Annotated in this window: 18 protein-coding genes; 6 read left to right on the top strand and 12 right to left on the bottom strand. The window is 60.5% G+C overall.

What is annotated here, in order from left to right; translation table 11 throughout:
• Nucleotides 1-128: 128 nt before the first annotated feature.
• Entirely contained in the window at nt 129-1,325 is a 1,197-nt protein-coding gene (locus tag ACP7BV_RS19330; RefSeq protein WP_426106115.1) for an acyl-CoA dehydrogenase, read from the bottom strand.
• Between the two features lie 74 nt (nt 1,326-1,399).
• On the bottom strand, nt 1,400-1,909 hold the full coding sequence (locus ACP7BV_RS19325) for a flavin reductase family protein (RefSeq protein WP_426106114.1): 510 nt from the start codon (nt 1,907-1,909) through the stop codon (nt 1,400-1,402).
• Between the two features lie 341 nt (nt 1,910-2,250).
• On the opposite strand from ACP7BV_RS19325, the gene ACP7BV_RS19320 reads away from it, so the two are divergent.
• A complete protein-coding gene (locus tag ACP7BV_RS19320) occupies nt 2,251-3,300 on the top strand; it encodes an HD domain-containing phosphohydrolase (RefSeq protein WP_426106112.1) in 1,050 nt (349 codons plus the stop codon).
• Between the two features lie 10 nt (nt 3,301-3,310).
• Nucleotides 3,311-5,653, top strand: a complete 2,343-nt coding sequence (locus ACP7BV_RS19315) for an ATP-binding protein (RefSeq protein WP_426106111.1) — start codon at nt 3,311-3,313, stop codon at nt 5,651-5,653.
• Nucleotides 5,654-5,813: 160 nt separating this feature from the next.
• On the opposite strand, the gene ACP7BV_RS19310 is transcribed toward ACP7BV_RS19315, so the two are convergent.
• Nucleotides 5,814-7,013, bottom strand: coding sequence for a class I SAM-dependent methyltransferase (locus ACP7BV_RS19310; RefSeq protein WP_426106110.1), 1,200 nt, complete (start codon nt 7,011-7,013; stop codon nt 5,814-5,816).
• Between the two features lie 44 nt (nt 7,014-7,057).
• Complete coding sequence (gene pdxH, locus ACP7BV_RS19305) at nt 7,058-8,239, bottom strand: pyridoxamine 5'-phosphate oxidase (RefSeq protein WP_426106109.1); 1,182 nt, start codon at nt 8,237-8,239, stop codon at nt 7,058-7,060.
• An 84-nt stretch (nt 8,240-8,323) separates the two neighbouring features.
• Between pdxH and tcdA the strand changes: the two genes are divergently transcribed.
• The 4 genes from tcdA to tssI all read left to right on the top strand — a co-directional run bounded on the left by tcdA (nt 8,324) and on the right by tssI (nt 16,341).
• Nucleotides 8,324-9,199 (top strand): tRNA cyclic N6-threonylcarbamoyladenosine(37) synthase TcdA, encoded by an 876-nt coding sequence (gene tcdA, locus ACP7BV_RS19300; protein ID WP_426106108.1) that lies wholly within the window; start codon nt 8,324-8,326, stop codon nt 9,197-9,199.
• Nucleotides 9,200-9,244: 45 nt separating this feature from the next.
• Entirely contained in the window at nt 9,245-9,910 is a 666-nt protein-coding gene (locus ACP7BV_RS19295) for an FKBP-type peptidyl-prolyl cis-trans isomerase (protein WP_426106107.1), read from the top strand.
• Between the two features lie 27 nt (nt 9,911-9,937).
• Nucleotides 9,938-10,867 (top strand): cysteine synthase A, encoded by a 930-nt coding sequence (cysK, locus tag ACP7BV_RS19290; protein WP_426106105.1) that lies wholly within the window; start codon nt 9,938-9,940, stop codon nt 10,865-10,867.
• Nucleotides 10,868-11,013: 146 nt separating this feature from the next.
• Nucleotides 11,014-16,341: a type VI secretion system tip protein TssI/VgrG gene (tssI, locus tag ACP7BV_RS19285; protein WP_426106104.1), complete on the top strand. Its 5,328-nt coding sequence runs from the start codon at nt 11,014-11,016 to the stop codon at nt 16,339-16,341.
• A gap of 194 nt (nt 16,342-16,535) precedes the next feature.
• Here the strand turns inward: tssI and ACP7BV_RS19280 are convergent, their stop codons facing one another.
• The 8 genes from ACP7BV_RS19280 to ACP7BV_RS19245 all read right to left on the bottom strand — a co-directional run bounded on the left by ACP7BV_RS19280 (nt 16,536) and on the right by ACP7BV_RS19245 (nt 26,221).
• Nucleotides 16,536-17,468: a formylglycine-generating enzyme family protein gene (locus ACP7BV_RS19280; RefSeq protein WP_426106102.1), complete on the bottom strand. Its 933-nt coding sequence runs from the start codon at nt 17,466-17,468 to the stop codon at nt 16,536-16,538.
• Nucleotides 17,469-18,519: 1,051 nt separating this feature from the next.
• Nucleotides 18,520-19,302, bottom strand: coding sequence for a DUF3592 domain-containing protein (locus ACP7BV_RS19275; protein ID WP_426106100.1), 783 nt, complete (start codon nt 19,300-19,302; stop codon nt 18,520-18,522).
• A gap of 143 nt (nt 19,303-19,445) precedes the next feature.
• Complete coding sequence (locus ACP7BV_RS19270; protein ID WP_426106099.1) at nt 19,446-20,222, bottom strand: DUF3592 domain-containing protein; 777 nt, start codon at nt 20,220-20,222, stop codon at nt 19,446-19,448.
• On the bottom strand, nt 20,219-21,172 hold the full coding sequence (locus ACP7BV_RS19265) for a formylglycine-generating enzyme family protein (RefSeq protein WP_426106098.1): 954 nt from the start codon (nt 21,170-21,172) through the stop codon (nt 20,219-20,221). Before ACP7BV_RS19265 ends, ACP7BV_RS19270 begins: the two co-directional genes overlap by 4 nt.
• A gap of 94 nt (nt 21,173-21,266) precedes the next feature.
• Nucleotides 21,267-22,259, bottom strand: coding sequence for a cation diffusion facilitator family transporter (locus tag ACP7BV_RS19260; RefSeq protein ID WP_426106097.1), 993 nt, complete (start codon nt 22,257-22,259; stop codon nt 21,267-21,269).
• Nucleotides 22,256-22,567 carry an ArsR/SmtB family transcription factor gene (locus ACP7BV_RS19255; protein ID WP_426106096.1) on the bottom strand — a complete coding sequence of 104 codons (312 nt, stop codon included), beginning with the start codon at nt 22,565-22,567 and terminating at the stop codon, nt 22,256-22,258. Before ACP7BV_RS19255 ends, ACP7BV_RS19260 begins: the two co-directional genes overlap by 4 nt.
• 98 nt (nt 22,568-22,665) lie before the next feature.
• Nucleotides 22,666-23,385 carry a hypothetical protein gene (locus ACP7BV_RS19250; RefSeq protein WP_426106094.1) on the bottom strand — a complete coding sequence of 240 codons (720 nt, stop codon included), beginning with the start codon at nt 23,383-23,385 and terminating at the stop codon, nt 22,666-22,668.
• Between the two features lie 58 nt (nt 23,386-23,443).
• Entirely contained in the window at nt 23,444-26,221 is a 2,778-nt protein-coding gene (locus ACP7BV_RS19245) for a M16 family metallopeptidase (protein ID WP_426106093.1), read from the bottom strand.
• Nucleotides 26,222-26,223 lie beyond the last annotated feature (2 nt).

The following is a 26,223-nucleotide window of genomic DNA, read 5'->3' as shown; positions in this document are numbered from 1 at the left end:
CTCCTTTAGTTGATGGAGCCCCGATTCTGGGTGCGGAAAATTAGCAATGGAAGGTGGGGTAAATAGCGCGCTTACTGAACACGACGTAAAAAAACCCGCCGAAGCGGGTTTCATCATCACTTACTCAATTACTGGAACGCCTGAATACCCGTCATCGCACGCCCCAGAATCAACGCGTGAATATCATGCGTGCCCTCATACGTATTGACCACTTCCAGGTTGACCATGTGACGGATCACGCCGAACTCGTCCGAGATGCCGTTTCCGCCCAACATATCGCGCGCGACACGGGCAATGTCCAGCGCCTTGCCGCATGAATTGCGCTTCATCATCGACGTGATCTCGACGGCAGCCGTGCCCGCGTCCTTCATGCGGCCCAGTTGCAGGCAGCCTTGCAGGCCGAGCGTGATTTCGGTCTGCATGTCGGCCAGCTTTTTCTGCACCAGTTGATTGGCCGCCAGCGGACGGCCAAACTGGTGCCGGTCCAGCGTGTACTGGCGCGCCTTGTGCCAGCAATCTTCCGCCGCGCCCAGAGCGCCCCAGGCGATGCCGTAGCGCGCCGAGTTCAGGCAGGTAAACGGTCCCTTAAGGCCGCGCACGTCCGGGAAGGCGTTTTCTTCCGGGCAGAACACATTGTCCATGACGATTTCGCCGGTGATCGATGCGCGCAGCCCGAACTTGCCGTGGATCGCAGGCGCCGACAAACCGGCCATGCCTTTTTCCAGCACAAAGCCGCGGATCGCGCCTTCATCATCCTTGGCCCAGACGACGAACACGTCGGCCACCGGTGAATTGGTGATCCACATCTTGGCGCCGGACAGCGAGTAGCCGCCGTCCACTTTTTTGGCGCGCGTGATCATGGAACCCGGGTCGGAACCATGGTTCGGCTCGGTCAGGCCAAAGCAGCCGATCCATTCGCCGGTCGCCAGCTTGGGCAGGTATTTCTGGCGCTGCTCTTCGGTGCCGAACTCGTAGATCGGCACCATCACCAGCGACGACTGCACGCTGGCCATTGAGCGGTAGCCCGAATCGACGCGTTCAATTTCGCGCGCAATCAAGCCGTATGCCACGTAGTTCAAGCCCGGGCCGCCGTATTGTTCAGGAATCGTCGGCCCCAGCAAGCCGAGCTCGCCCATTTCGCGAAAAATCGACGTGTCCATCTTTTCGTGGCGGAAGGCTTCCAGGATGCGCGGTTGCAGCTTGTCCTGGCAATAGGCAGCCGCAGCGTCACGAATCATGCGTTCGTCGTCGGTCAGTTGATTATTTAGGAGCAACGGATCGTCCCAGTGAAATTGGGCTTTACGCGGCGATTCGGATCGGTTCATGGCTTTTCCTGTCTCTGTTGACGTATTGTAAGGAGGGGGTAAGTTGTATAGACTACTTTGCCGGATGCCTGATTTTACCGCGTTTGCGTGCTGCCGAATTGCCCGGCATGAAAAATCAGGGAGGCTTGCGGGTGAAATGCGCATTCTTCGACTTCGCCGACGAAAATGACGTGGTCGCCTTCCGGGTAGCGGCTGCGGTTGTGGCATTCGAACCAGGCTGAAGCGCCCTTGAGGATGGGCTGGCCGGTGCGCGAGAGCTCGTACTCGACGCCGTCGAAGGGATTGTCGGTGCGTTTGGAAAAGCGCTGCGCCAGATGCGCTTGCTCGGCGCCCAGCACATTGATGACGTAGTGCGAGTTGCCGCTGAAAATCGGCAAGCTGTTGGCCGCGTTGCCCAGGCTCCACAGCACCAGCGGCGGCGCCAACGATACCGAATTGAACGAACTGGCCGTCAAGCCGCGAAAACTGCCGTCCGCCAGGCGCGTGGTAATGACGGTCACACCCGTGGCGAACTGCGACAGTGCCTGGCGAAACTGGGCCGCGTCGAAGTCGCGCGCGGCGGCGCGGGGAGAGCTTGTGTTCATTGGTGCCTCGTATATTTCTGACATTATGCCAAATTTTGGTGCAGCTCACAGCAGGAAATTGCCTCAGTGCTCAGCGTCCCGGTACAACAAGCGAGCCGTAGCGCACGGGGGCGCTTTGCGTTACAGTCGTCAACCTCAAGTTCCCACCTTGCGCGACCGGCATGTCGCAATCGACTGCAAGCGACATGGCGGTTCTGGACGGCGGCGGTTTCTGGTGCGGCGAGTCCTCTCCCTCAAGGTGATCAAATTCGGTAAGACCTTTGCCGACAGGTTAAAATAGTGTCGGGCGGACAACCAGACGTGCGGCTTGTCTTTATATGTGTAACCGGATCGGACCTGCAATGAAGGTAGTGATCGTCGACGACACGCACATCAACCTGGTGCTGATGTCGCGTTTGATGGAAAAGCTCGAGGGCGTGTCGACAGTCGCGTTCCAGTCGGCGCGCGAGGCGCTTGATTGGTGCCGCAGCAATCCCTACGACCTGCTCATTCTCGACTACATGATGCCCGACATTAACGGGCTCGAATTCATCAGCCAGCTCGACCCGGACCCGCGCGCCCGTCCACCGGTGCTGATGGTCACTGCCAGCCACGATGTTGAAATCCGTCACCGCGCGCTGGAAAATGGCGCCAACGATTTTTTGATCAAGCCGATCGACAAGGTCGAATTTTTGGCACGCACCCGCAATATGCTGGCGCTGCGGCGCGCCACCGTTGCGCTGGAGAGCCGCGCCAGCTGGCTGGCCAGCGAGGTGAACGCGGCCACCGCCGAACTGCGCGCGCGCGAGCAGGAAACCATCTTGCTGCTGTGCCGCGCCTCGGAATACCGCGATCCGGAAACGGGCGCCCACATCCAGCGCATGGCGCATTATTCCCGCCTCATTGCCGCCGAGCTGGGCATGTCGAGCGCCGAACAGGACCGCATCCTGAGCGCCGCGCCCATGCATGACATCGGCAAGGTCGGCACCCCCGACACCATTTTGCTCAAGCCCGGTCGCCTGAATCCGGACGAGATGGAAATCATGCGCCAGCACGCGCTGATCGGCTACAACATTCTGAAAAGCAGCGAAGCGAAAATGCTGCAGCTGGCCGCGGAAATTGCTTACTCGCACCACGAGCGTTTCGACGGGACCGGCTACCCGAACGGCCTGAAGGGCGACGCCATTCCGCTGGCCGGGCGCATCGTTGCCGTGGCCGACGTGTTCGACGCGCTGACCAATGTGCGTCCCTACAAGCAAGCCTGGACGCTGGAGGCGGCGCGCACCTTTTTGCTCGACAACAGCGGCTCCCATTTCGACCCGGCCTGCGTCAACGCGCTGCTGCGGCGCTGGTCCGACGTGCTCGCCATTCGCGGCCGCCTGAGCGACGCCGCCGCGCGCGACGCGGCCTAGGCCTGGCTTGATGCGCCACAAGCGATTGGTGCGCCAGGTGCGCCGCGCCTTTGGCGTGAGCAGCGAGCAGGCGCTGCAGGATTTGCTGGGCGCGCTGGCCGAGCGTGGCGACAAGGCGCTGGCCGACGGCATCGCCGCGCTGCTCGAGTCCACCCACCGCAACTACGAACAGTACGACCGCGACCTGCAGGTGCGCACCCGGATGCTCGACATCAGTTCCGAAGAACTGCTTGGCGCCAACGCCCAGCTGCGCGAGGAAGCGGGGCGCCAGCGCGAAGTGCTGCGCTCGCTGCAAGCAAGCGTGCAGCGCCTGACCTTTGACGCCGGCACCGCAAACGAGCCACCACCGGCCGACCACGACTTGCTGGGACTCACGCATGCGCTCGAACAATTGGTCCAGCAGCGCGAAACGGCGCGCGAGCTGACCGAGCAAATTCTCGACCAATTGCCCATTCCCGTTTTCCTGAAGGACCGCGAAGGGCGCTTTGTGCGCTTCAACCGCCAGTTCCAGAAGTTTTACCAGATGACGCGCGCCGAGCTGATGGGCGCCAAGATCGAGCATTTCACTTCGCCCGAGTGGGCCGCCGTCACCCAGCAGGAGGACGAGCAAGCCTGGCGCACGGGGCTGATGGTCAGCAGCGAGCGGCGCGTCACCCAGGTCGATCCACCGATCGATCTGGTAGTCAACCGAATCGTCATTACCAGCGGCGGCGAATCGTATTTGCTGGGCTTTTCCATTGATGTCAGCGAGCAGCGCGCCGCGCGCGACGCGATGCAGCGCGCGGTCGAGTCGGCGCAGGCGGCCAGCCAGGCCAAGAGTGATTTCCTGGCCAACATGAGCCATGAAATCCGCACGCCGATGAATGGCATTCTGGGCATGACCGAGCTGGTGCTTGAGTCGCGCCTGGAAGCGGAGCAGCGCGACGATATCGGCCTGGTCAAGGCGTCGGCCGGGGCACTGCTCACAATCGTCAACGAAATTCTCGACTTTTCCAAGATCGAGGCTGGCCGGCTCGATTTGGAAGACGTGCCTTTCGACCTGCGCAAACTGGTGCGCGACACGGTGCGCCCAATGGCCCTGCGCGCGCAGCAAAAAGGCCTGGACCTGCAGGTCGCGATGCCGGCCAACTTGCCGCGCGCCATGAAGGGCGACCCCGGACGCTTGCGTCAGGTCTTGATCAATCTGCTCGCCAACGCCATCAAATTTACCCAGCAAGGCAGCGTGACGCTGACGCTGGCGCTGGCGCTGGCCATGGGCGCCCGGGTGGACGAGCGCTGCGACATCGCCTTTGCCGTCAGCGATACCGGCATTGGCATTCCGCTGGAAAAGCAAAAGCTGATCTTTGAACCTTTCTCGCAAGTGGACGGCTCAACCACGCGTCAGTTCGGCGGCACGGGCCTGGGCCTGACCATTTGCCGCCGCCTGGTGATCTTGATGCAGGGCGACCTGACGGTAGCGAGCGAACCTGGCAAGGGCAGCACCTTCCGCTTTACCGTGCCCTTGCGCCACGCCGCCCAGCAACTGCCGGCGGACGATGAACTGGTGGACTTGGACGAGGTCGAACCTGTGACGGTGCCGGCACCGGCGCTGGCGCGGGAGCAAGGCAGCGGCAACGGTTTGCGCATTTTGCTGGCCGAAGACAATCCCGTCAACCAGCGCCTGGCCATGCGCTTGCTGCAAAAAATGGGGCACCGCATCACGCTGGTCGACAATGGACTTGCCGCGTTCGAATGCGTGGTGCAGGGCGGCTTCGAGCTGGTGCTGATGGACGTGCAAATGCCCGAACTGGACGGCCTGAGCGCAACGCGCCGGATTCGCCAGTGGGAGGCGGTGCACGGCGGCCACGTGCCGATCATTGCCATGACGGCGCGCGCCATGCAGGGCGACCGCGACCGTTGCCTGGAGGCGGGTATGGATGACTATCTGTCCAAGCCCATTGACAGCGAGCGGCTGCGCCAGATTGTCGGCCGCTTCCATATCGAGCAAGCCGGGCCGGTGCTGGCGTGGCGCGCCGCGCTGCTGCGTCTTGATGGCGATGCGCTGTTGCTGCTGGAACTGGCGCAACTGTTCATCGATGACGGGCCGCAATTGATGCGCACCTTGTATGGCGCGCTGGCAGACGCCGACTTGCCCGGTTCGCAGCGGGCGGTGCACAGTTTGCAAGGTGTGCTGGTCAATTTCGGCGCGCAGCGCGCCATTTCGCAGGCCGAGCGGATGTCGGCCAGCTTGCACCAGCCGGCCCAGTCGGCGCAGTGGAAGGGGCAAGCGGTGGAGCTGGGCGCGGCGCTGGAGGAAGTGTATGCTGCCTTGCATGCCTTGATCACGGCCGGCCCGCAAGCCATGGCGGAGTAGGGGGCCGCGCCCACATGCCGCTCGCCTCGCGCGGCATCGTAGGGCGCAAAAGGGCAAAGCCCGCATTGCGCCATGCGTCTCGACGGCGCTTGCCGGAAAAGGGGGCCGCCCAGGCCTGCGCTTTTCCGACCTGCGTGCCTGCCAACTCCTTTGCCACGAATCACCGATACATGTACTTGCGTGACCACGCAATCCCCCCTGGAGCCCGGCCCGCCTTGCCGCACACCACCTGATACAAGCTGATCCAGTCATGCTCAAAGGCATACGTGCACCCCGCCAGATACACATGCCATATCCGGAATTTGCGCGGATCGGTCAGCAGCTTGATCTGCTCGGCCTTGGCCTCAAAATTATCCGTCCACAGCGCACACGTGCGCGCGTAGTGCCGTCGTAAGTTTTCCACATCGAGCGCCTCCAGTCCGCCTTCCTGCATGGCCGTAAGCACCGTCCCCAGATGCGCCAGCTCGCCATGCGGAAACACATAGCGCTGGATAAATTCCCCGGCGCCGAACGGCGCCGTCTTGCTGTTGGTATTAGTCGTAGTCAAGCCATGATTCATTGCCAGCCCGTCGTCCGCCAGCAGCGCATTGATGCGGCCAAAGTATTCCGGCAAGTGGCGCACGCCCACATGCTCGAACATCCCCACGCTGGTGATGCGGTCGAACTTGCCGCGCACGTCGCGGTAGTCTTCCAGCCGGATCTCGACCAGGTGGCCGACGCCGGCGCGCTCGACCTGCGCGCGCGCATGCCGCGCCTGGTTTTCGGACAAGGTGATGCCCACGCAGCGCGCGCCGTGCCGCTGGGCCGCCCGGATCACCAGCGCGCCCCAGCCGCAGCCGATGTCGAGCAAGGTATGCCCGGGCCGCAGGTCGATTTTCGTGAGGATGTGATCGATCTTTTTGCGTTGCGCCTGGGCCAGCGTTTCATCGCCGTTTTCAAAATAGGCGCACGAATACACCATGGCCGGATCGAGCCAGGCGGCATAAAAATCGTTGGAAACGTCGTAGTGGTAACTCACGGCCGCAGCGTCGATGGCGCGCGTGTGAGTAATGGAGCGCAGCGCGCGCAACAGGCGGGCGCGCGGCCCGCTGTTGGCCGCCAGCAAGCCAACCACGGCGATCATGTCATTGGCGCGGCCGGTGACGTCGATTGCCCCTTCAACATACGCGGTGCCCAGGTTGTACAGCGAAGGCGAGAGCAGGTAGCGCACCGCCGCCGCATTGGGCACGCGAATGGTGACGCGTGGCGGCTCGGACGAAAAATCGAGCCGCTGCCCGTTCCACAGTTCCACGCGCAGCGGCACGGCCACACGGTTGCGCACGCCTGTGCTCCAGGCATTGAGTCGGATCTGATTGAACACAAGCACCTCCCGCGCGTGGCAGCGCGGCAGGCGCCATCAGTGCGCTACGGTTGCAACCGCTGCCGCGTCCAGCTGCCGTCTGCCTGCAGCATGTACACAATGCGATCGTGAAAACGGGACCGGCGTCCCTGCCAAAATTCGATACGCTCGGGCACCAGGCGGAAGCCACCCCAGTTCAAAGGACGCGGTGGCTCTTCGCCGAACTGCCTTGCGATTGCAGCATAGTTGTCTTCAAGCGCGGCCCGGTTGAGAATTGGCAGGCTTTGCTCAGAAGCGATTGCCGCCAGGCGACTCTTGAGCGGACGGCTGTGAAAGTACTTGTCGCTCTCCTCGCTGGCGGTGCGTTCGACCCGGCCCTCGATGCGCACCTGGCGCTCCAGTTCCGGCCAAAAGAACAGCAGGGCGGCGTGCGGATTGGCGGCCAGCTGGCGTCCTTTCTGACTCTCGTAATTGGTGTACCAGGTAAAGCCGCGCGCATCGTACTGCTTGATCAGCACGATGCGCGATGTCGGCCGTTCGCGTTCGTCGACGGTGGCCACGCTCATCGCGTTCGGCTCGTTCACTTCGGCCTTCAAGGCTTGCTCGAACCAGGTATTGAATTGCTCGAAAGGATCGTCCGCCACCGCGTCTTCATCCAGCGTGGCCTGACCGTAATCCTTGCGCAGGCCGGCCACCGCGTCGCCCGTCGATACCGGCACCGCGATGCCGCGCCGCAGCTGCATCGCCTGGCCCAGCTGCGCCATCTGCGCCGCGCTGAAAATGCGCTTGGCCATCGGTGCAATGTGGCCTTCCTCGCGTTCCATGTGCGCGCCGTAAGTGTCCACAAAACGGCGCACGTCGTTCTCGCGCAGCAACGCCGCGCTGCCGTCGGCAATGGCGCGCAACTGTTCGTGCAGGCCTTGCCACATCGCATCCATCTGGCGGTGTTCGTCCAGGATGCCGGGCGCCAGCTGCGCCAGCAGCGCGGCGTCGTCGCCTTGCGCCGTGGCTTGCAGCATGGGGATCAGGTCTTGCTCTTCATCTTCATGATGCAGATGCGCTGCCTTGTCGAAATACTTGATGACTGCGGCGGCCGCCTGCTGCGCCTGTTCGTCGGCGCCATGCGCTGCCAGGTGCGGCAACAATTTCTCCATGGTGGCAAGTTGCTTGCGGATACGGTCGTGGCAATGCTTGAGTACGGCGATCGGCTGGTCGAAGCCGGGCGCGCTGTCGGGCAGGACGTTCATGGTGGGTTCTCTCGTTGCTTGCCAGGGTGGCTATACGCTGCATTTTAGAGCAGTCTGAACGGCCGCGTCCGTTAAAATGGCACAATGAAGACCTTCACACCGCCTATTTCTCCGGACCACGCCCACGAGGCCGATGTCGAGCGCCGCTTCGGCGGTATTGGCCGCCTGTATGGCCAGCCGGCGCTGGCGCGCTTTCGCGCCGCGCATATTTGCGTGATTGGCGTGGGCGGCGTCGGTTCCTGGATCGTTGAAGCGCTCGCGCGCAGCGCCATCGGGCAACTCACGCTGATCGACCTCGACAACGTGGCCGAGTCCAACATCAACCGCCAGATCCAGGCGCTCTCGGGCACCATCGGCCAAGCCAAGATCGATGCGCTGGCCGAACGCATCGCCCAGATCAATCCCTTTTGCCGCGTCAACCTGGTGGAAGATTTTATTACGCCCGACAACCTGGACCAGATGATCGGCGGCAAGGGCTTCGATTACGTGGTCGACGCCATCGACAGCGTCAAGTCGAAGGCCGCGCTGATTGCGTATTGCCGCGCGCATGCGCTGCCCATCATTGTCATCGGCAGCGCCGGCGGCAAGACTGACGCGGCCCGCATCGAAGTGCGCGACCTGACCAAGACCGAGCAGGAGCCTTTGCTCAAAATAGTCAGGAAACGCCTGCGCACCGATTACGGTTTTCCGCGCAGCCTGAAAACCAAATTTAACGTGGACGCCGTGTTTTCAATGGAACCGGTGGCGATGCCCGAAACGCTGGCCTGCGACATCGACATCGACGGCGAAGCGGCCGGCATCACCGGGCTGAACTGCGCCGGCTTTGGATCGAGCATGGTCGTGACCGCCACTTTCGGCATGATTGCCGCCGGACACGTGCTGAACCGGCTTGCGGCAGAGACTGCTTTATCATCAGTTTGCCCGAACCCTGTGCAGTCGTCCGATGCCTTGCTATCATAGCGTTACACAATTGCATGTAGCCCCACTTTTTCGAAAGAACCCAACATGATGCGTCGTTCCATTTACCTCCTGATGATTTGCACCGCCGCCGCTTCGATGGCGCACGCGGCCGGCCAGGCTGGCGATGCCAGCGCAAAGGCGACGGCAACGGCAACGGCAACGACCAAGCCGGCCGTCAAGGCCAAGCACAAGACCAAGCTGCAGGCCTCGGCCGCGGCAGCAGCCACGGCCGCCGCCGCCGCCACCGATTCCGCGTCCGCCGCGCAGCTTGCTGCCGGCGCCGCCAACGCTGCCGTGGCAGCCGAAGCGGGCGCCCCTGCAGCCGACGCGCCAGCGACGCTGACGGTGCCGTCCGCGCCCGGCTTGGATCCGCTGGTCATTACCGATACCGTGGTTGGCAAGGGTAAAGTGGCCGGCCAGGGTTCGATGGTGTCGGTGCATTACACCGGCTGGCTGTTCAAGTCGATGGCTCCGCGCCAGCGCGGACGCCAGTTCGATTCCTCGCACACGCGCGGCGAGCCGCTCGAGTTTGCGCTGGGCACCGGCCGCGTGATCAAGGGCTGGGACCAGGGCGTGATGGGCATGAAGGTGGGCGGCAAGCGCACCCTGATCATCCCCAGCCACCTGGCTTACGGCGGGCGCGGTGCGGGCGAGCTGATCGGGCCGAACGCGGACTTGATCTTCGACGTTGAACTGATGGACGTTAAATAACGCAAAGAACCACCTCGGGCGGGCACAATGAAAATCGCAAATGATGTCACTGAGTTAATCGGCAACACCCCGTTGGTCCGGATTCGCAACTTGGCCAAGGGGGCAGGCGCGGAAATTCTCGCCAAGCTCGAGTTTTACAATCCTGCCCACAGCGTCAAGGACCGGATCGGCCTGGCCATGATCGAAGCGGCCGAGGCAGCCGGTCTGATCGGGCCCGACACCATCATCGTCGAACCCACCAGCGGCAACACCGGCATTGCGCTGGCCATGGTGTGCGCGGCGCGCGGCTACCGCTGCAAACTGGTCATGCCCGAAACCATGAGCAGCGAACGGCGCGTGCTGCTGCGCGCGTATGGCGCCGAGCTGGTGCTCACGCCCGGCCCTGAAGGCATGCTGGGCGCCATCCGCACGGCCGAGGAAATGTGCGCGGCCAATCCCCACTACTTCATGCCGCAGCAGTTCAATAATCCTGCCAATCCCGAGATCCATCGGCGCACCACGGCCGAGGAAATCTGGCGCGATACCGACGGTAATGTCGATATCCTGATCGCCGGCGTGGGCACGGGTGGCACGATTACCGGTGTGAGCGAAGTCATCAAGTCGCGCAAGCCAGGCTTTCAGGCTATTGCCGTCGAGCCAGAGGCTTCACCCATGTTGTCCAAGGGCACCAAGGGACCGCACCCGATCCAGGGCATCGGCGCCGGGTTCATTCCCGGCGTGCTCAATACGGCGGCATACGATGAAGTCATCACCGTCAAGAGCGACGATGCTTTCGCAACCGCCAGGGCCGCAGCGCGCGAAGAAGGGCTGCTGGTTGGCATTTCGTCGGGTGCCGCACTGTGGGCGGCGATCCAGGTGGCGCGCCGTCCCGAAAATGCAGGCAAGCTGATCGTGACGATCATTCCCTCGTTTGGCGAGCGCTACCTGTCCACTGCGCTGTTCGCCAACCTGGCCTGAGGCGCGCTGCAGGGCGTCGTTTTTGATGCATTTTGACTATATTTTCATCAGTTCTGCACGATTAATAATTATATTAATGTAATGTTTGCTAAAATTAAAGCCTTGTTCTGCTCCTTGAGCGGCAAGGTTTTTGGGAGACATTACACATGGCCATCACGGCAGCATCGATTTCGCAGTTACTGTTAGCGCAATTTTCGCAGGAAACGCGCCTTCTTCAATTGACCACCCCGCTGGGACGCGACAAGCTCCTGGCGGAGTGCGTGCGCGGCGAAGAAAGTATCAGCGGTGGCTTCGAATTTGCGATCAGTGCGCTGTCGACCGATGCCGATATTGCGCTCAAGTCGCTGATTGGCCAGCCTGCGCTGTTGCAACTGCTCACTTCGCACAGTCGTGATGATCTGCGCCCTTTCCATGGCTACATTACCGGCATCGAGCACAGCGGCGCCAATGGCGGCTTTGCCCGCTACCAGCTGACACTGGGCCCGTGGACCAGCTTCCTCGGCCTTGGCCGCGACAGCCGTGTGTTCCAGGACATGACCGTGTTTGACATCCTGGACGCCGTCTTTGGCGAATACCAGGGCAAAGGCAGCCTGGCGCCCGAATGGCGCTTCGATATTGCCGACCGTGACGTCTACCCGATCCGCAGCTTGAGCACCCAATACCAGGAAAGCAACCTGGCCTTCGCCGAACGGCTGATGGCCGAAGAAGGCCTGTTTTATTTCTTTGAGCATAGCGGCGACCCTGGCAGCGCGACGCTGGGCAGCCATACGATGGTGATTGCCGACCATAACGGCAGCTTCCAGTCCAATCGTCAGCCGCAGATCCGCTTTACGCAGTCCGGCGCTGTCATGAAAGAAGACGGCCTCGACCGCTGGCGCACCGAGATGCGCCAGCAAACCAATGCGCTTGAACTAAGCAGCTGGGATTACCGCAGCCTTGACCACCGTCCGCTCAATACTGCCAGCGGCGACGGCAGTGAGACCGTGCTGCTTGGCCGCGACACGCTCGGACCGTACGCCTACGAAACGCGCAAGCAAGGCCAGCGCCTGGCCGATCATCAAATGCAAGGCCTGGTCGCGCGCAGGGAAGTTCATGTTGCTGCAGGCACCGTGCGCACGCTGTCGCCTGGCACCACCTTCACTTTGCAGGGGCAGGCCCAGCTCGACGCTGCCGACAGCGCCGACGGCCGCACCTTTTTGATCGTGCGCACCGTGCACCTGATGCACAACAATCTGAGCGCGGAACTGCAAGCTGACCTGCACGCCCGCCTTGCCCCGGCAGCGCTGACGCTGTTGATCGATGAAGAAAGTGCCGACAGTTTGCACGCAGTGGGCAAGGAAGAAGGCGAGCGACCGCTTTACCGCAACCGCATCGACGCGATTCGCAGCAGCATTCCATACCGCAGCTGTGTGTTCGACAGCGAAGGGCGCGCGCGGTTCCAGCGTCCGACGATACGGGGCCAGCAGACAGCCATCGTGGTGGGCCCTGCGGGCAGCGTGATCCATACCGACCGCGACCACCGGGTAAAGGTGCAATTTCACTGGCAGCGCGGCGTGCAAAGCCACAGCCGCCTGGACCATCCGGCAGCGGGCAACCATACCGGCGCCCCGGCCGACGATACGGCGGGCACCTGGGTGCGGGTTGCCACGCCGCTGGCGCCGGTCGCAGGCGCGAATTGGGGCAGCCACGCGCTGCCGCGCGTTGGACAGGAAGTGCTGATCGATTTCTTCGAAGGCGACATTGATCGCCCGGTGGTCATCGGCGCCGTCTACAACGGCAGCGGACAGGCCGACCAGCAGAATAACCAGGTCAGCCAGGGTGCTGGCGTAAGCACGGGCAATGCACCGCCATGGTTTCCGGGCGAAGCTGGCGCGCATGCGCATCCTGCGGTCCTGTCTGGCATCAAGACCCAGTCCATGAAGACCAGCCAGGGTGGCGCGGGTGCGTACAACCAACTGGTGATGGACGACAGCCCGGGCCAGTCGCGCCTGTCGCTGCAGCGGCACGCCGCTGCGCACAAAGGGACCGATGAACTGAACCTGGGCCACTTGCGCCATCAGACTGATAACCAGCGTTTGCAGCCAGTAGGCTTTGGCGCTGAATTGAAAACCGAGATGAGTGCGGCGGTACGCGCGGGCAAGGGGCTGCTGTTGTCGACCGATGCGCGGAATAACGCGACCGGGGCGCAACTTGATTCGAAGGAAGCGAGCGCGCAGGTGCAGCGCAGCATAAACTTGCAAAAGTCCATGGCGACGACCGCGCAAAAGCATAATGCCAAGTTGAAAAATGAACCCGCGCCGGAGAAGTTGCCTGCCATTGAGAAGATGGCTGACAGCATCGCCACGCTCGAGACTAAGGCGAAGGGTGGCGAGGTCAAGGAAGGCAGCGGGGGCATGGGCGAAGTTGCTGCCTACAACATGCCGCAGCTGCAATTGTCGGCGCCGTCGGGCATTGTGGCGGCGACGCCAGCGAGCGCGATTATTTCTGCCGGTAGGACATCGAGCATCACGGCCGGGCAGGACATCAATCTGGCGTCGCAGGGCAATCAGTTTCACGCGGTGATGGATGGCATTAGCCTGTTCACGTATGGCAAGGCAAGCAATGCCGACAAGCCGAACCAGGAAGTGGGCATCAAGCTGCACGCGGCCAGCGGCAAGGTCAATGCGCATAGCCAGTCGGACGAAATTCGCGTGACTGCGGACAAGGCGATTACGGTGGCGAGCGTGACCAAGAGTGTGACCGTGGCCGCGGCAAAAAATGTGATGATGACGGCGCAGGGCGCGTTCCTGAAGATCGAGGGCGGCAACATCATGCTGCACGGTCCGGGAAAGATCGAGTTCAAGGCGAGCAAGAAAGAGCTGTCTGGTCCCGCTGATGGCAGCTTTGGCCCACCTGAACTGCCGAAGGCCAAGCCAAGATATGACGAGCAGTTCGTTATTGAGGACGAGTTCACTGGCCTGCTAATGGCCCATATGCCTTACTGCATCAAGCGAGGCGACGGTAAGGTATTTTCTGGCACCACAGATGAACATGGACGCACTGAACGCGTACACGGGAGTCGCCAGGACAGTGTCGAGATTTTCGTTGGTACGACCACGCCGCCCGGCTCTGCTGAATCGAGTGCGGGTGCCGGCCAAGTTGCGGCAAAGGGCGGCGAAAATGTGTCCCATCCAACTGCGCCTGCATCCGACGCTGGCAAGTCGAAGCCGACGCCTTCAGCGCCTGCCGGAACCGCGCCATCTCATCCGTCCGGTGCCGAACCCACGCACACTGGCGCACCTGCAAATAAGAAACCTGCGAGTGCCCCACCGCAGCGCCCGAAAGGCACCTTGAATACGACAAAAAATAGTCATGTCGTGGCCAAGTACGAACCTGCGCTTTTATACTTCAGGCCGGAGACTTTCGAACTCATTCATGTCCCCGAGCGTGCCGCAGCCAAGTTCGAGGCGCACATATTAGAAATGCGCAAAGTGGTAAGCGATTACCACAAAGCCAATGCAGAGGTTTCGGAGGTGCTCGATTCCTACGATGCGCTCAGGAAGTTTCCTGCCGATCCGGCCAAGCGTCTGGAAGCGGGGAGACTCCAGAAAGCTCACGCAGATGCATGTGAGAAAGTGCAAATTACCAACGCCAGGCTGCGCAAGAAATTAGGTCAACTTGACTCTCTTGAAAAGTTCAAAAAGGGTGGAGCAAGCAGAGGGATTGTCGAACTTGTGCCCGTTTATAAAAACGGCGAGCACAGGGCAAAAATGGTATTCGTAAATTCCCAAGAATTGGACAAGTCATGGCCGTGCATTTCCCTTGCACCGAAGGATGGGCCGGAAAAGCTTAATACGACAATGCATAAAGATCCGAAGGAAAACCTTTGGAAGAAAGATCCTACTACTGGAAGGAAGAAGCTCGATGCGGCAGAGCTGAAAAAGCAAGTCAGCGATGTCAAGAAAACCGAGGCTAAGTGGGAGCTCTATTCCTTCGACGAACATCAGACAATCAAGACGCTTAACTCCTGGACAGAAGAGTTCAACAAGAACACAAAGTGGGACGCGAAGGGAAAATTTGGAAGCGGTCAGCTGGGCAAGCTTGCTGATGACGTGATTGACCTTAAGGCAGAGGCGCAGTTAATGCGCTACGTCGGTGGAGTCGGCGTGGATGCAATTTGGAAGCCCCTTGAAGGCAAGGTTGGTCTGAAGGCAGAGGCAAAGGCGCAGCTTTCGTTGGCTGAAGGGAAAGTGAACTTCGTTGTGAATATTCCAAACAGATTTGGGTACGATCTTAAGTTTTGGAACATGAACAACACGAAGTCATTCAGCGTTGGTCTGATTCGGTTGCAAATGGAGACGGTGGTGGCCGGCGTCGTGGGTGCGCATTGCGTTGGGGAGTTAGGAATGGAGTTTGACAAGAACTCCTTTAGGGCCGTCCCTTCAACCCCGGGTCCCCCGCCCAATTTGCCTCCTCCGCCCGGTTGGAAGTTTGGAAGAGTTGGGTCTGCACATCCTGACAACGCACCACCAGCACAGGCGGGACCTCCATCGCATACAAAGGATCCCGATGAGTTAGTAAAAGGAGAGTTGGCTGTATTTGCCGGCGTGAAAGTTGATGTTGATCTCTATGTCCTCTTCCAATGGTGGAATTTTGAGAAGGCTGACGAGCAAAAATGGGACGACTTGGCAAAAATTTCGCCTGGCTTTTCGGCGATGGCCGGGGCTGGTGCATCTATTGGTCTAAAAATCATCTATAAGCACGGGAAGTTTGGAATCATTTTCCATGCAAGCGCGTCCTGGGGCCTCGGCCTGCGCGGGAAGATCGCTTTTGAAGTCAATGTTCCCGAAATATTCAATTTCGTTTGTTGGTTCTTCCATCAGTTACACGCTTCAAATTACGAATTTCTTGAATATGTCGAGAAGGCAGCATTCGATGCGATAAAGGACATTGTCTTTCTGGCGATTCAGTCGGGTCAGGCGTTGGGCGAGTTTATGTACGAGACGCAGCGGCAAATTGACGATGTTGCAAAGTCCGTATCACGGAAATTGGACGAGTCGGGCAAGCGAAATGCACTTGCGAAACGCATTCTAGCGGACGACACTTTGCTGCGATTTAGCACTCCTGAGACGAAAGGTATGCTTTTGTATCAGCTCACCCGCCACGGTCCCGCAGATAGTATGGACGTGGGCAACTATGGTTTTTCCAGCAGAGATGTGCTTTCGAACCGTTTTATCATGCTTCCGGACCGCTACCCTGAACGCAAAAGAGCCGTGTTGGCGATACTTAGGTGGGTCCAAACTCAAAATGAGTGGAAAAATGTATGCTGGCGTGTAACTCCGCAAGGCCAGAAGGGGCCGGGAAGTTATCGTGGACAGCTGATCAAATTTTTAGAGCAGGGCTTGGACATGAGCGATGCATTGAAAAAAATGGAAAGCGATTTAAGAGCCAAGCCTCGGGAAGGCAAGATTAAGCCCAATTTTGTGAAGGTTTAGGCAATAAGGGTGAACTTCGCAAGCTGCGGTCGCGGGTTTACTAACAGATGACCTCGCGCCAACTGCGCTTTCGGAGTTTTTTATAAAAAAGGGCGCCGCGGTATTCCCTTTTTGAAGCAAGTATGATTGCGCAACTGATCTTGTTGCGCATCTGCGTGGCAAGAATCAGCGGCCTCCAGTCGCAGCCGCGTCGGCTATTTTTGTCGGGTCACGCAGCGAAATCCATAGCCCGCGTTTGTCGCATTTTTTTTGCTATTTACCAGTTCCTGCTCACGCGCGCTACGTTCGAACGTTTTTGCAGGTAAATCGACACCATTATCGATACCGCGCACGACCTTTTTGGTGCCGCTATCGGGGCCATGCGGGTCTTTTGCAGGGGAACGTGCATAGTAATCCTCAGCATACCAGTCGTTGGTCCATTCGAAGCCGTTGATCCCCATATCGAACAATCCCAGCGAATTGGGCGGATATTTACCAACCGGCAAATCACCACTTCCTGAACCGCGGATTTTGACTACCTGATCGTAACTCGGGAAATTACGTCCAAGGTTCGCCTCCCCATTGTCCGTTGCGTAAACGAGAAACCTCCCGCGGGCACGAGCTGCATACTCCCACTCCGATTCCGTTGGCAAATCCATTGCTTGCCCAATTTGCTTTCCGATCCAATGACAATAGCCTAGGGCGTCTTGCCAATTTACTCCTACGGGAAACAGTGGGCTTTGTGGGTGGGCTCGTAACGTGGGGTCGTCTGCGACGACATCTGGTGCCTGGTATGGCAAGGGCAGGCCGTTCGCCAATGCGTAGATATCATAGTCACTAAGGGTGACCTTATATTTGGATATGGAGAAATCCGAAAGCATTACCTTGTGCAATGGACCGTCGTACGGCTCACTGGTGTAGGGCAATTTGTCGGCTGAATGAATTTCACCGAAGTCGCCCATTTGAAATTCGCCGCCCTGCACGAGCACCAACTGAGCCTTTGTTTTGGTGGCGAGCGCCTGGATTTGCACTGCTGTCGGCGTGGGGACGTGGACTGGCTTTGCGTCGCAGCCCAGTAAAAAACTTGTTGTAAGCAACGCAGCACAGGCAAGTGTCGGGCGAAGCGGAAGAATGGCTTTATTTTTCATGGGGTCGCTTGAGTTGTGACGCAGCTCCGCGTCGAATGTTATTGTCGCAAGATTTCTTCCAGAATATCACAGGACTGGCGAAAACCGGCTTAGGCACGAGCTGGCGAAAAACCATCGGAGATCCATGGATAGCCTTGGCATCAATAGAGCCCAATCATCCGAAGGCTCCGCCTCACGGCCCGGCACTGGCGCGCGATACACAGCGAAACCCATAAGAACGATTCGTGACGTTGGTCGGGCTCTTTGCCACTTCGGGTTCTCGCGCACGGCGCTGGAACTTCATGGCGGCATTGCTGCCGTTGTGATGACTGCGGATGACTTTCTTTAGCCCGCTTGCCGGCCCCGTCATATCGCTGGCCGGCGAGGCTGCGTAATAGCCCGCCGCATACCAGTCATTTGTCCATTCGAAGCCATTGCTCCCCACATCACATCATGCAAACCGAGCGAATTAGGCGGGAAAAGGCCGACCTGCCATTCCGCATTGCCGTCACCGCGAATTTTTTTTGGTTCCCTCGTATGAAGGAAAATTCCGCCTTGGTTCTTCTTTCCCGTTGTCCGTTGCCTGAATCAGCCAGGCGCCCCGCGCTCGGGCGGGGTACTCCCAGTCCGCCGCCGTAAGCAGCTCCATGGCCTGCCCGGTTTGCTTGCCTATCCGCCGGCAAAAATCTTGCGCATCCTACCATCCACCCCTACAGGGAAACGTGCGCTCTCAGGATGCGCGCGCATCGCGACGTCGCCTGCTTTCGCATGGCTTCCGGTGTAGGGCAGCGGTAACCCTGTCGCCTTGACGTAGCTATCATATTCCGCAAGCGTGACTTTATTTTTTGATATGACGAAGTCCGATAGCGTTACCTTGTGCAAGGGGCAGAAGAATGGATTTGGCCGAAGTCCCCCGTCTGATAATCGCCGCCTTTCACAAGCACCATTTGATTCTTCATTTTTTCTGCGAGTGCCCGAATCTCGCCTTTCGTGGGAAGCGCAGGTCTGGCGTCGCAGCTCAGGAGACACCCAGCGACAATCAAACCAACTGCGGCGGCGGCGTAGTGCGGCATCATTGCCTTTCAACTAGCGCCTGCAACCTCGCCGGCAGTAGATTGAGCATGACAGATTGCGCAGGGTCCTTGGGGTCGTAAAGTAGCCGCGCCGCACCGTTCGCGCCTTCCAGTAGCTCAATCTTTTCCGTCGTCGCGCTGGCGGTGAAAACCCTGCCGTCCCGGTGCGTGAACTGGAAGCGGAAAGCGAACATATAGCGCCCGTTGTACTGCGTGCTCGTGATTTGTTTGCCAACCAGCGAGCCGGTCGTCAGTACGCCATGCCGCACAAGATGGATATTTTTCACGATCCACTTGATCGCAAAATAGGCCATCACCAGCCCTGCCAGTGTTACACCCAGCGATACGCCCCCCAGCCAAATACCGCCGGTGACGAATGGCGCCGCCGTCATCCCTTGAATGCGGGACAGCTCAGGTTTGTCGGCAACGTAGGCAACCGTCACGTGATCGCCTGGATTCAAATCGTTGTAAGCCGCCATCGATTTGCTGCGATGGTCGACGGCGCCAACCGTGTACGCATATTTGTAATCGTAGAGGTAATAGCCATTGTTGCGGCTGCCAACCGAAGCGCCCGATTTTGTTTTGCTTAGCAACACGGCTGTAGTGAGCGGGTCACTGTCCGTGAAATAAAACACGGACTTAAAGTCGGCCATGCTGTCAGCAACAACCAGGAACATGATTCCGACTACCAGCAGCAAGAGCGCGACGCCGACGCTGATTGTGTTGAGGAGCCTTATCCGGACGCCAAACGGGACAGAGCGCGGCAGAGCAGGCTCGCTCATGCCAACGCAGACTGAGTGATCGCGCTGGATCGGAATGCCTGTTTAAAGGGGCTTATTGGATATTTACACTGACCGCGGTGGCGAGCCGATAGTTTGCTAATTTCCATGAAATCTCTCCATATTGAATGACGAAGCGCCCGCGATTACCCAGGCACAAAAGAGCGCAGTTGCCTCGGCAGCCCATCGACCAGAATGGCATTCGACGGCTTGGCAGCATCGTAGAGAACCGGCTCGAGCTGCTGATCTTCCAGCAAGTTCGTCTCGTGCTCCTTCACGCTCCCCGTGCATATCCGGCCATCCTGATGCTTGAATTGAAACTGCACGTGAAATTCGTTTTTGCCGTTCACCGTCCACCCCGTACTCACCTTGCCCGTGACAGTTCCCGTAGTTAACACGCCTTTCCTCACCAAAAAGCTGAATTGCCAAGCCTTCTTCATCCCAAAAAATAAGATACCAAGACCTGTGACGCAAATCGCCGCCGCGCCCAGCGCCAGCCAGATGCCGACTTTGACGAACGGCCCCGAGCTCATGCCCTTGATACGGGCCACGCCCGGATTGCCTGGAACGTAGGCCACCGGTATCGCGCTGCCCGCCATCAGGCCGATATCCTTAGCATAAGAAACGCCTGTATAGCGGGATGAACCTGCGACGTAGGCGAACTTGTACTTGAATACGTAAAACCCCCTGCGGCCACCAGAACGATTCCCCGTCTGCCGCTTGTCGACCAACTGGCCCATCGTGACCGGGTCGCTATCCCTGAACTGCATGGTCGAACCAAAATCAGCCATTGATTGGGCCACGGCCACGAATACCGCCCCGAACAGGAACAGGGAAAAGCCGACGATGTTCATGATCGAGCGCACATAGAGGTTCAGCCGGACCCGTAACGGCACTTCGCGCGGCAGTCCCATCGAACTCATTGCTGGCCTTTCGCAGGCGCCACGGGATGGGATGCGCAGCGAAATCCATAGCCCCCATGGCTTTCAACTTGTGCACTGCGTTCCCGCTCCGGCATGCGCCCGGCGCGCTGGAACGTCGTGGCCGCAAAGGCGTGGTTGCTCCACACGCCACGGATGACCTTTTCGGTCCCGCTCGCCGGACCGCGTGGATTGTCAGACGGCGAATGGCTGTAATAATCGGCCGCATACCAGTCGCTGGTCCATTCAAATCCTAGCGCCGCCAGATCGTGCAGTCCCAGAGGGTTGGCAGGGTACTGGCCTACAGAAAAATCACCAAAAAAGTCGTCGTCGCCCAGCGACTGAACGGGCCACGGGTAATTTCTTCCCAGGTCCATATCGCCGTTGTCTGTCGGATGCACTAACTTTCTCCCGCGTGCACGCGCCGCATATTCCCATTCGGCTTCAGTAGGCAGATCCATCGCTACGCCGGCCTGCTTGCCAATCCAGCGACAGTAATCCTGTGCCTCGCTCCAACTGACGCCTGCCGGAAATGCCGCGCTTTTCGGGTGAGCCCGACTCCTGCGGTCCGGGTGCCGCGCCTTGAGCATCGTGTAAGGCAGTAGCCGGCCATTCGCCGCAGCGTACAAGTCATAGTCGCCCAGCGTGACTTTGTATTTTCCGATCAAAAAGTCGTATAGCCTGACCTGATGCAGCGGTCGCTCGTCCATTTCGTCGGGCGGCGGTGCCTTCCGATCCGCACTGCGTTCCATGAAGTTACCCATCTGGAATTCACCTCCTGCGACGAAGACCAAGTGCTGCTTGGTCTTTTCCGCCAGCGCCTTGATTTGCGCTTGGGTCGGGAGCGGCGGCGGGGGGAAGGCTTTGTCCCGGCAGCCTTGAAAAATGCCGACCGTGAACATGGCGGCAATGGCCATCCCCGAATGCAGTGCAATAAGTGACTTCGATTTCATCTGGGCTCGCCTGCACTTGTCAGCGTCCGGCGTATATTTTTTTGTTTAAGATTGCCCAAAGCTTAACACAGCCATACACCCAAGTTGCACACCCTCAATGCCCCGCCACATCCAGCGCGCACCCATGCTCCGTCGTCCCCATCTCCACCTGCAGCGTGCAATGATGAATCGCATAGTCCGCCTTCAGCTGATCGGTAATCGCATCCACCGCCGCGTCGCCCGGATACCCCGCCGGCATCACCAGATGCGCCGTCAGCGCCGTCTGGGTCGTGCTCATGGCCCAAATATGCAAATCATGGATCGACGTTACGCCCGGTCGCGCCTGCAGGAACGCGGTCACCTTGGCCGCGTCCACATTGTCCGGCACCGCCGCCAGCACCATCCGCAGCGACTCTTTCAGCAGCGACCAGGTACTCACCAAAATCAGCAGCACGATGACGATACTGGCGGCCGGGTCCAGCCACGTCCAGCCCGTTGCCATGATGGTCAGGCCCGAAATCACCACGCCCAGCGAGATCGCCGCGTCTGCCGCCATGTGCTGGTAGGCGCCGCGGATATTGATGTCGTCCTTGCTGCCGGCCATGAACAGCCAGGCCGAAAAGCCATTCACGGCAACCCCGATCAAGGCCACCACCGCCACCGTGCCACCCACCACCGGCGCCGGGCTGGTGATGCGATGCACCGCCTCCCAGCCGATAGCGCCGCAGGCCAGCATCAGCAACAGCGCATTGAGCAGCGCCGCCAGAATCGAGGTGCTGCGCAAGCCGTAAGTGTAGCGATGATTGGTCGCGGTCTTGGCCAGCATGGCGGCGCCCCAGGCCAGCATCAGCCCCAGCACGTCTGATAAATTGTGCCCGGCATCGGCCATCAGCGCGGTGGAGTTGGCGATGAAGCCGTAGCCGAACTCGATCGCCACGAACAGCGTGTTCAGGCCGATCGCCAGCGCAAAGGCGCGCCCGTTGCCGTTGGGGTCAACGTGATGGTGATGGTGGCCATGGCCGTGATCATGCTTCTCGTGCGCATGCTCGTGCTTGCAATCGTGGCCGTGCTCGTGGTGGTCGTGGTGGTCGTGGTGGTCGTGGTTCATGGGTCGATTCCGTTGGTGGGTTCTGCAATGTGTTCGAGCATGTCGGCCAGCACGCCGCTGATGTGGGCATCGGCCGCCGAATAAAACACCTGCTTGCCCTGGCGCTCGGCCTTGACGATGCGGGCCGCGCGCAGCAGGCGCAAGTGATGGCTGACCAGGGAGCTGCTCAGTTGCAGCGTGGCGCCGATGTCGCCGACGGCAATCGGCGCGTCCAGGCACGACAGCACAATGCGCAACCGCGTGGGGTCGCCAAGCAGATGAAACAGGTCGGCGAGCTGGGCAACATCGGTATCGCTGAAATTGTTCATAGTTAACATGTGAAGAGTTGTTCACATGTTAGGTCATGTTTGTCCGGGCAGCAAGGGAAACTTCACCGGGACTGCGCAGCAGACGCCGCCTTACCTGCTTAGTTGAGGTACGCCCGTATTTCCGGCTCGAGATAGTCAAGCATGACCGCGCTGGCCGCCTCGCCTGGCACGTAGAAAACGACGCGGCTTTCGCCTTCCGACACGATACTGCTCTGCGTATCGGCAGCGATGTCGTAGGAAAGGCCGTCCGCGGCGGTGAACTGCAGCACGCGCGCCGAGCCGCCCGTGGCCAGCTGCTTGCGCACGATCGTGGCATTGGTCGTGATGCCATGCCGAATACGGCGAATGTCGTACAGCGCTCCAGATACGCTGATAAACAAGACAAGCAAACCCATCAAGCCGAAGCCCAGCGCCAGTACCAGAAGCCCGAACGAGCTGTTAGCGTCCAGTCCCTCGATGCGCGACATCTCAGGCGCGCCAAGAATGTACTGCACGCTCACCTGGTCCGTCTGGAGGTAGTCGGTGCTGACCATCTGCGCGTCATAGCTTCTGCCATTGACCTGATAACGGTAGTCGTACGTGATATTCCTGCTGGTGGCGGTGTCGCTGCTGTTAGATGGACGAAAAACCTTCGTGATCACCCCAGCAACGCGCGGATCATCCTTGCTGAAATGCCGTGATACATCAGTGGCCGCCAGGTAAATGAACACAAACAGCAGCCCGAGCGCGAAAAAAGCCGCCCCCAGCCACATGGTAAAGCTATTGAAAAACCCCAGTCGGGCTTGGCGTGGAAGCGGGCGCGGAGGAGCAGTGATCATGGTGACTTTCGTTAACTTGCTGAAAAGTCATTATAGATCATCAGGCAAGCACGGCCCCTCAACGCACCTTGCCGTCCACCCCACGTACTTCGATCGTCCCCAATTTCAGCTTTTTCAGCTGCGGCTCGATCTTCTTGCGGTCGCCCACCGCCACCACCACCAGTTTTTCCGGCACCAGGTATTTGCGGGCCGCGTCCTGCACCTGCGCCGCCGTCACGGTCGAAAACTGCTGCGCCAGCGTACTGTAATAATCGAGCGGCAGGTCGTACACGAACAAGCCGGCCAGGCTCGCGCCCACGCCTTCATTGGTGTCGAAGTGGCCCGGCAGCGACAGCACCTGTGCATTTTTCGCGTTGTCCAGTTCCCCCGCCGGCAGCGGGTGCTCGCGCATCGCCTTGACTTCCTTCATGATCTCGGCCACCGAAGCGCCGGTCGCATTGGTGCGCACGCTGCCGGCAATGTCGAACGGGCCCGCCGTGCGGCGGTAGTCGAACTGCGAAAACACGCCGTAGCTGTACCCTTTTTCTTCGCGCAGCTTGTTGTTGATGCGGCTCGTGAACAAGCCGCCCAGCGCCGCGTTCATCACTTCCAGCGGCGCAAAGTCCGGCGTCTTGCGGTCGGGTCCCAGCAGCGTTACCTGCAGTGCCGTCTGGGTCGCATCGGCCTTGTGCACCAGCACCACGTTGGCCTTGGTCGTCACCGCCGCTGCGGCCACGTTCGCCGTCAGCGCGCCGGCCTTCCAGCTGCCGAACGATGCCTCGGCCAGCGCCTGCGCCTCGGCCTGCGTCAGGTCGCCCGAGAGCACCAGCGCCGCATTATTGGGCAGGTAGTGGCGCTGCCAGAAGCCGGCCAGATCGGCGCGCGTGGTCGCGGCGATCGCGGCCTCGGTTCCCAGTTCGCCATGGCCGAACGGATGCTGCGGCCCGTACAGTACGTTCAGGGCGACCAGATCGGCGACGGCCGACGCATCTTCGCCATGCTGCGTCAATTCAGCCAGCCGGCTGCTGCGCTGGCGCTCCACTTCCACCTCGGGGAAAGCGGGATTGCGTAGCAGGTCGGCGGCAATTGCCAGCGTGCCGGCAAAATTGGCCTTGAGCGACAGGAACGAGATGCGCGTGCTTTCCGCGCCGCTCGAAATGCCGATCGCCGCGCCCAGCTGCGCCAGTTCCTCGGCGATCTGCGGCGCGCTGCGGTTGGCCGTGCCTTCATCGAGCATGGCGGCGGTAAAGCCCGCCAGCCCAGGCTGCGCCGGCGGATTGGCGCTGGCGCCCGCGCGCACGATCAATTCGGCCGCCACCAGCGGCAGCGCCGGGTTGTGGTGATGGATCACCGTCATGCCGTTGGCCAGCTTGAACGATTGCGCCGCCGGCAGCGTGATGCGCGGCGCCGGCCCGGCCTTGGGCACCTGGTGGCGCCAGGCTTCGTCGGCATTGGTGCCGGTGGCCTTGGGCGGCTTGTCCTTTGGCTTGGTGACCGGCACCTCGGGCGCCAGCACCGGCGTGCCCGGCACGCCATGCACCACCACGCGCGCGTTCTTGCGCAGCTGCGCAGCGAGCACGCGCTGCACGTCGGCCGGCGTCACGCGCCGGTAGCGCTCCAGGTCCTTGGCCAGGTAGTCCGGCTCGCCCGTGTACTGGTTGTATTCGTTGACGATGTCGGCCAGGCCGTCGCCGCCGATTTTTTCCACGGAGGTGAGCAGCGACGTTTCAATCGCATACTGGGCGCGCTGCACTTCCTGTTCGCTCGGCCCGGTCTTGATCAGGGCATCGAGTTCGGCATCAATCGCCGTTTCAATTTCTTGCGCGCTGTGCCCCGGGCGCGCGGTGACGTCGATCTCGAACACGGACGACAGCGCATAGCCGTGTTGCGATGCACTCACGTCTTGCGCCAGCTGCTTGTCGTACACCAGCGCCTTGTACAGCCGGCTGGCCTTGCCGCCGGCCAGGATCTGGGCGGCGATTGACAGCTCGGCGTCGTCCGGCTGGTAGGCCGGCGTGGTGAGGTAGCCGATGATCACGCGCTCAAGCTCGACCCGGTCGGCCACCGTCACGCGTCGCTCGGCCGTGATGACAGGCGTGGCGACGTTCGGCTTGGCGACGTCGGCGCCGCGCTTGAAAGTGCCGAAGTATTTGGCCACCAGCGCCCGCGCGCCGGCCTTGTCGATGTCGCCGGCGATCACCAGGCTGGCGTTGTTGGGCGCGTAATAGCGGGTGAAGAAGTCGCGCACGTCGGCCAGCCTGGCGCTCTGGATGTCGGCGTGCGAACCCATGATGTTGGCGTGATACGGGTGCGTCTTGGGGAACAGGTTCGCAAACAGCGCTTCTTCGACGATCCCGTACGGATGGTTCTCGATGCTCTCGCGCCGCTCGTTGCGCACCACGTCCTGCTGGTTGGTCAGCGCCTTCTGGTCCAGCACGTCGAGCAGGTAGCCCATGCGGTCCGCGTGCGCCCACAGCGCCAGCTCCAGCTGGTTCGACGGCAGCGTGTCGTAGTAGTTGGTGCGGTCAAAGTCGGTGCTGCCGTTCGAGTCGGTGGCGCCGGCGCCTTCCATCAGCTGGTCCACCAGCCCGCGCGGCGCGTGCTTGGTGGCGGCAAACATCATGTGCTCGAACAGGTGCGCAAAGCCGGTCAGGCCGGGCGCTTCGTTGGCCGGGCCCACGTGGTACCAGATGTTGACGGCCACCAGCGGCAGCTTGCGGTCTTCGACCAGGATCACTTCCAGGCCGTTGGGCAGCGTGTATTTTTCGATCGCCAGTTTGGGCGCGGCGGCAGCGCCGGTCATGGCGCCCAGCGAGAGCACCAGGGCGGGCACCGCCAGCAGATTAAGTGAAGACATGG

It is taken from the genome of Massilia sp. TSP1-1-2 (genome assembly GCF_049896185.1).
In the GTDB taxonomy this organism is placed as follows: Bacteria; Pseudomonadota; Gammaproteobacteria; order Burkholderiales; family Burkholderiaceae_D; genus Telluria_A.
The sequence above is the reverse complement of the archived record's forward strand: the minus strand, read 5'-3'. Positions and strand labels throughout refer to the sequence as shown.

Coding starts and splice junctions, on each gene's coding strand:
- ACP7BV_RS19245 (WP_426106093.1), bottom strand. CDS start 26,221: ATGTCTTCACTTAATCTGCTGGCGGTGCCCGCCCTGGTGCTCTCGCTG.
- tcdA (WP_426106108.1), top strand. CDS start 8,324: ATGAAGACCTTCACACCGCCTATTTCTCCGGACCACGCCCACGAGGCC.
- ACP7BV_RS19295 (WP_426106107.1), top strand. CDS start 9,245: ATGATGCGTCGTTCCATTTACCTCCTGATGATTTGCACCGCCGCCGCT.
- ACP7BV_RS19270 (WP_426106099.1), bottom strand. CDS start 20,222: ATGAGTTCGATGGGACTGCCGCGCGAAGTGCCGTTACGGGTCCGGCTG.
- ACP7BV_RS19315 (WP_426106111.1), top strand. CDS start 3,311: ATGCGCCACAAGCGATTGGTGCGCCAGGTGCGCCGCGCCTTTGGCGTG.
- ACP7BV_RS19330 (WP_426106115.1), bottom strand. CDS start 1,325: ATGAACCGATCCGAATCGCCGCGTAAAGCCCAATTTCACTGGGACGAT.
- ACP7BV_RS19260 (WP_426106097.1), bottom strand. CDS start 22,259: ATGAACCACGACCACCACGACCACCACGACCACCACGAGCACGGCCAC.
- ACP7BV_RS19280 (WP_426106102.1), bottom strand. CDS start 17,468: ATGAAAAATAAAGCCATTCTTCCGCTTCGCCCGACACTTGCCTGTGCT.
- ACP7BV_RS19265 (WP_426106098.1), bottom strand. CDS start 21,172: ATGAAATCGAAGTCACTTATTGCACTGCATTCGGGGATGGCCATTGCC.
- ACP7BV_RS19320 (WP_426106112.1), top strand. CDS start 2,251: ATGAAGGTAGTGATCGTCGACGACACGCACATCAACCTGGTGCTGATG.
- ACP7BV_RS19325 (WP_426106114.1), bottom strand. CDS start 1,909: ATGAACACAAGCTCTCCCCGCGCCGCCGCGCGCGACTTCGACGCGGCC.
- ACP7BV_RS19255 (WP_426106096.1), bottom strand. CDS start 22,567: ATGAACAATTTCAGCGATACCGATGTTGCCCAGCTCGCCGACCTGTTT.
- ACP7BV_RS19250 (WP_426106094.1), bottom strand. CDS start 23,385: ATGATCACTGCTCCTCCGCGCCCGCTTCCACGCCAAGCCCGACTGGGG.
- cysK (WP_426106105.1), top strand. CDS start 9,938: ATGAAAATCGCAAATGATGTCACTGAGTTAATCGGCAACACCCCGTTG.
- ACP7BV_RS19275 (WP_426106100.1), bottom strand. CDS start 19,302: ATGAGCGAGCCTGCTCTGCCGCGCTCTGTCCCGTTTGGCGTCCGGATA.
- tssI (WP_426106104.1), top strand. CDS start 11,014: ATGGCCATCACGGCAGCATCGATTTCGCAGTTACTGTTAGCGCAATTT.
- pdxH (WP_426106109.1), bottom strand. CDS start 8,239: ATGAACGTCCTGCCCGACAGCGCGCCCGGCTTCGACCAGCCGATCGCC.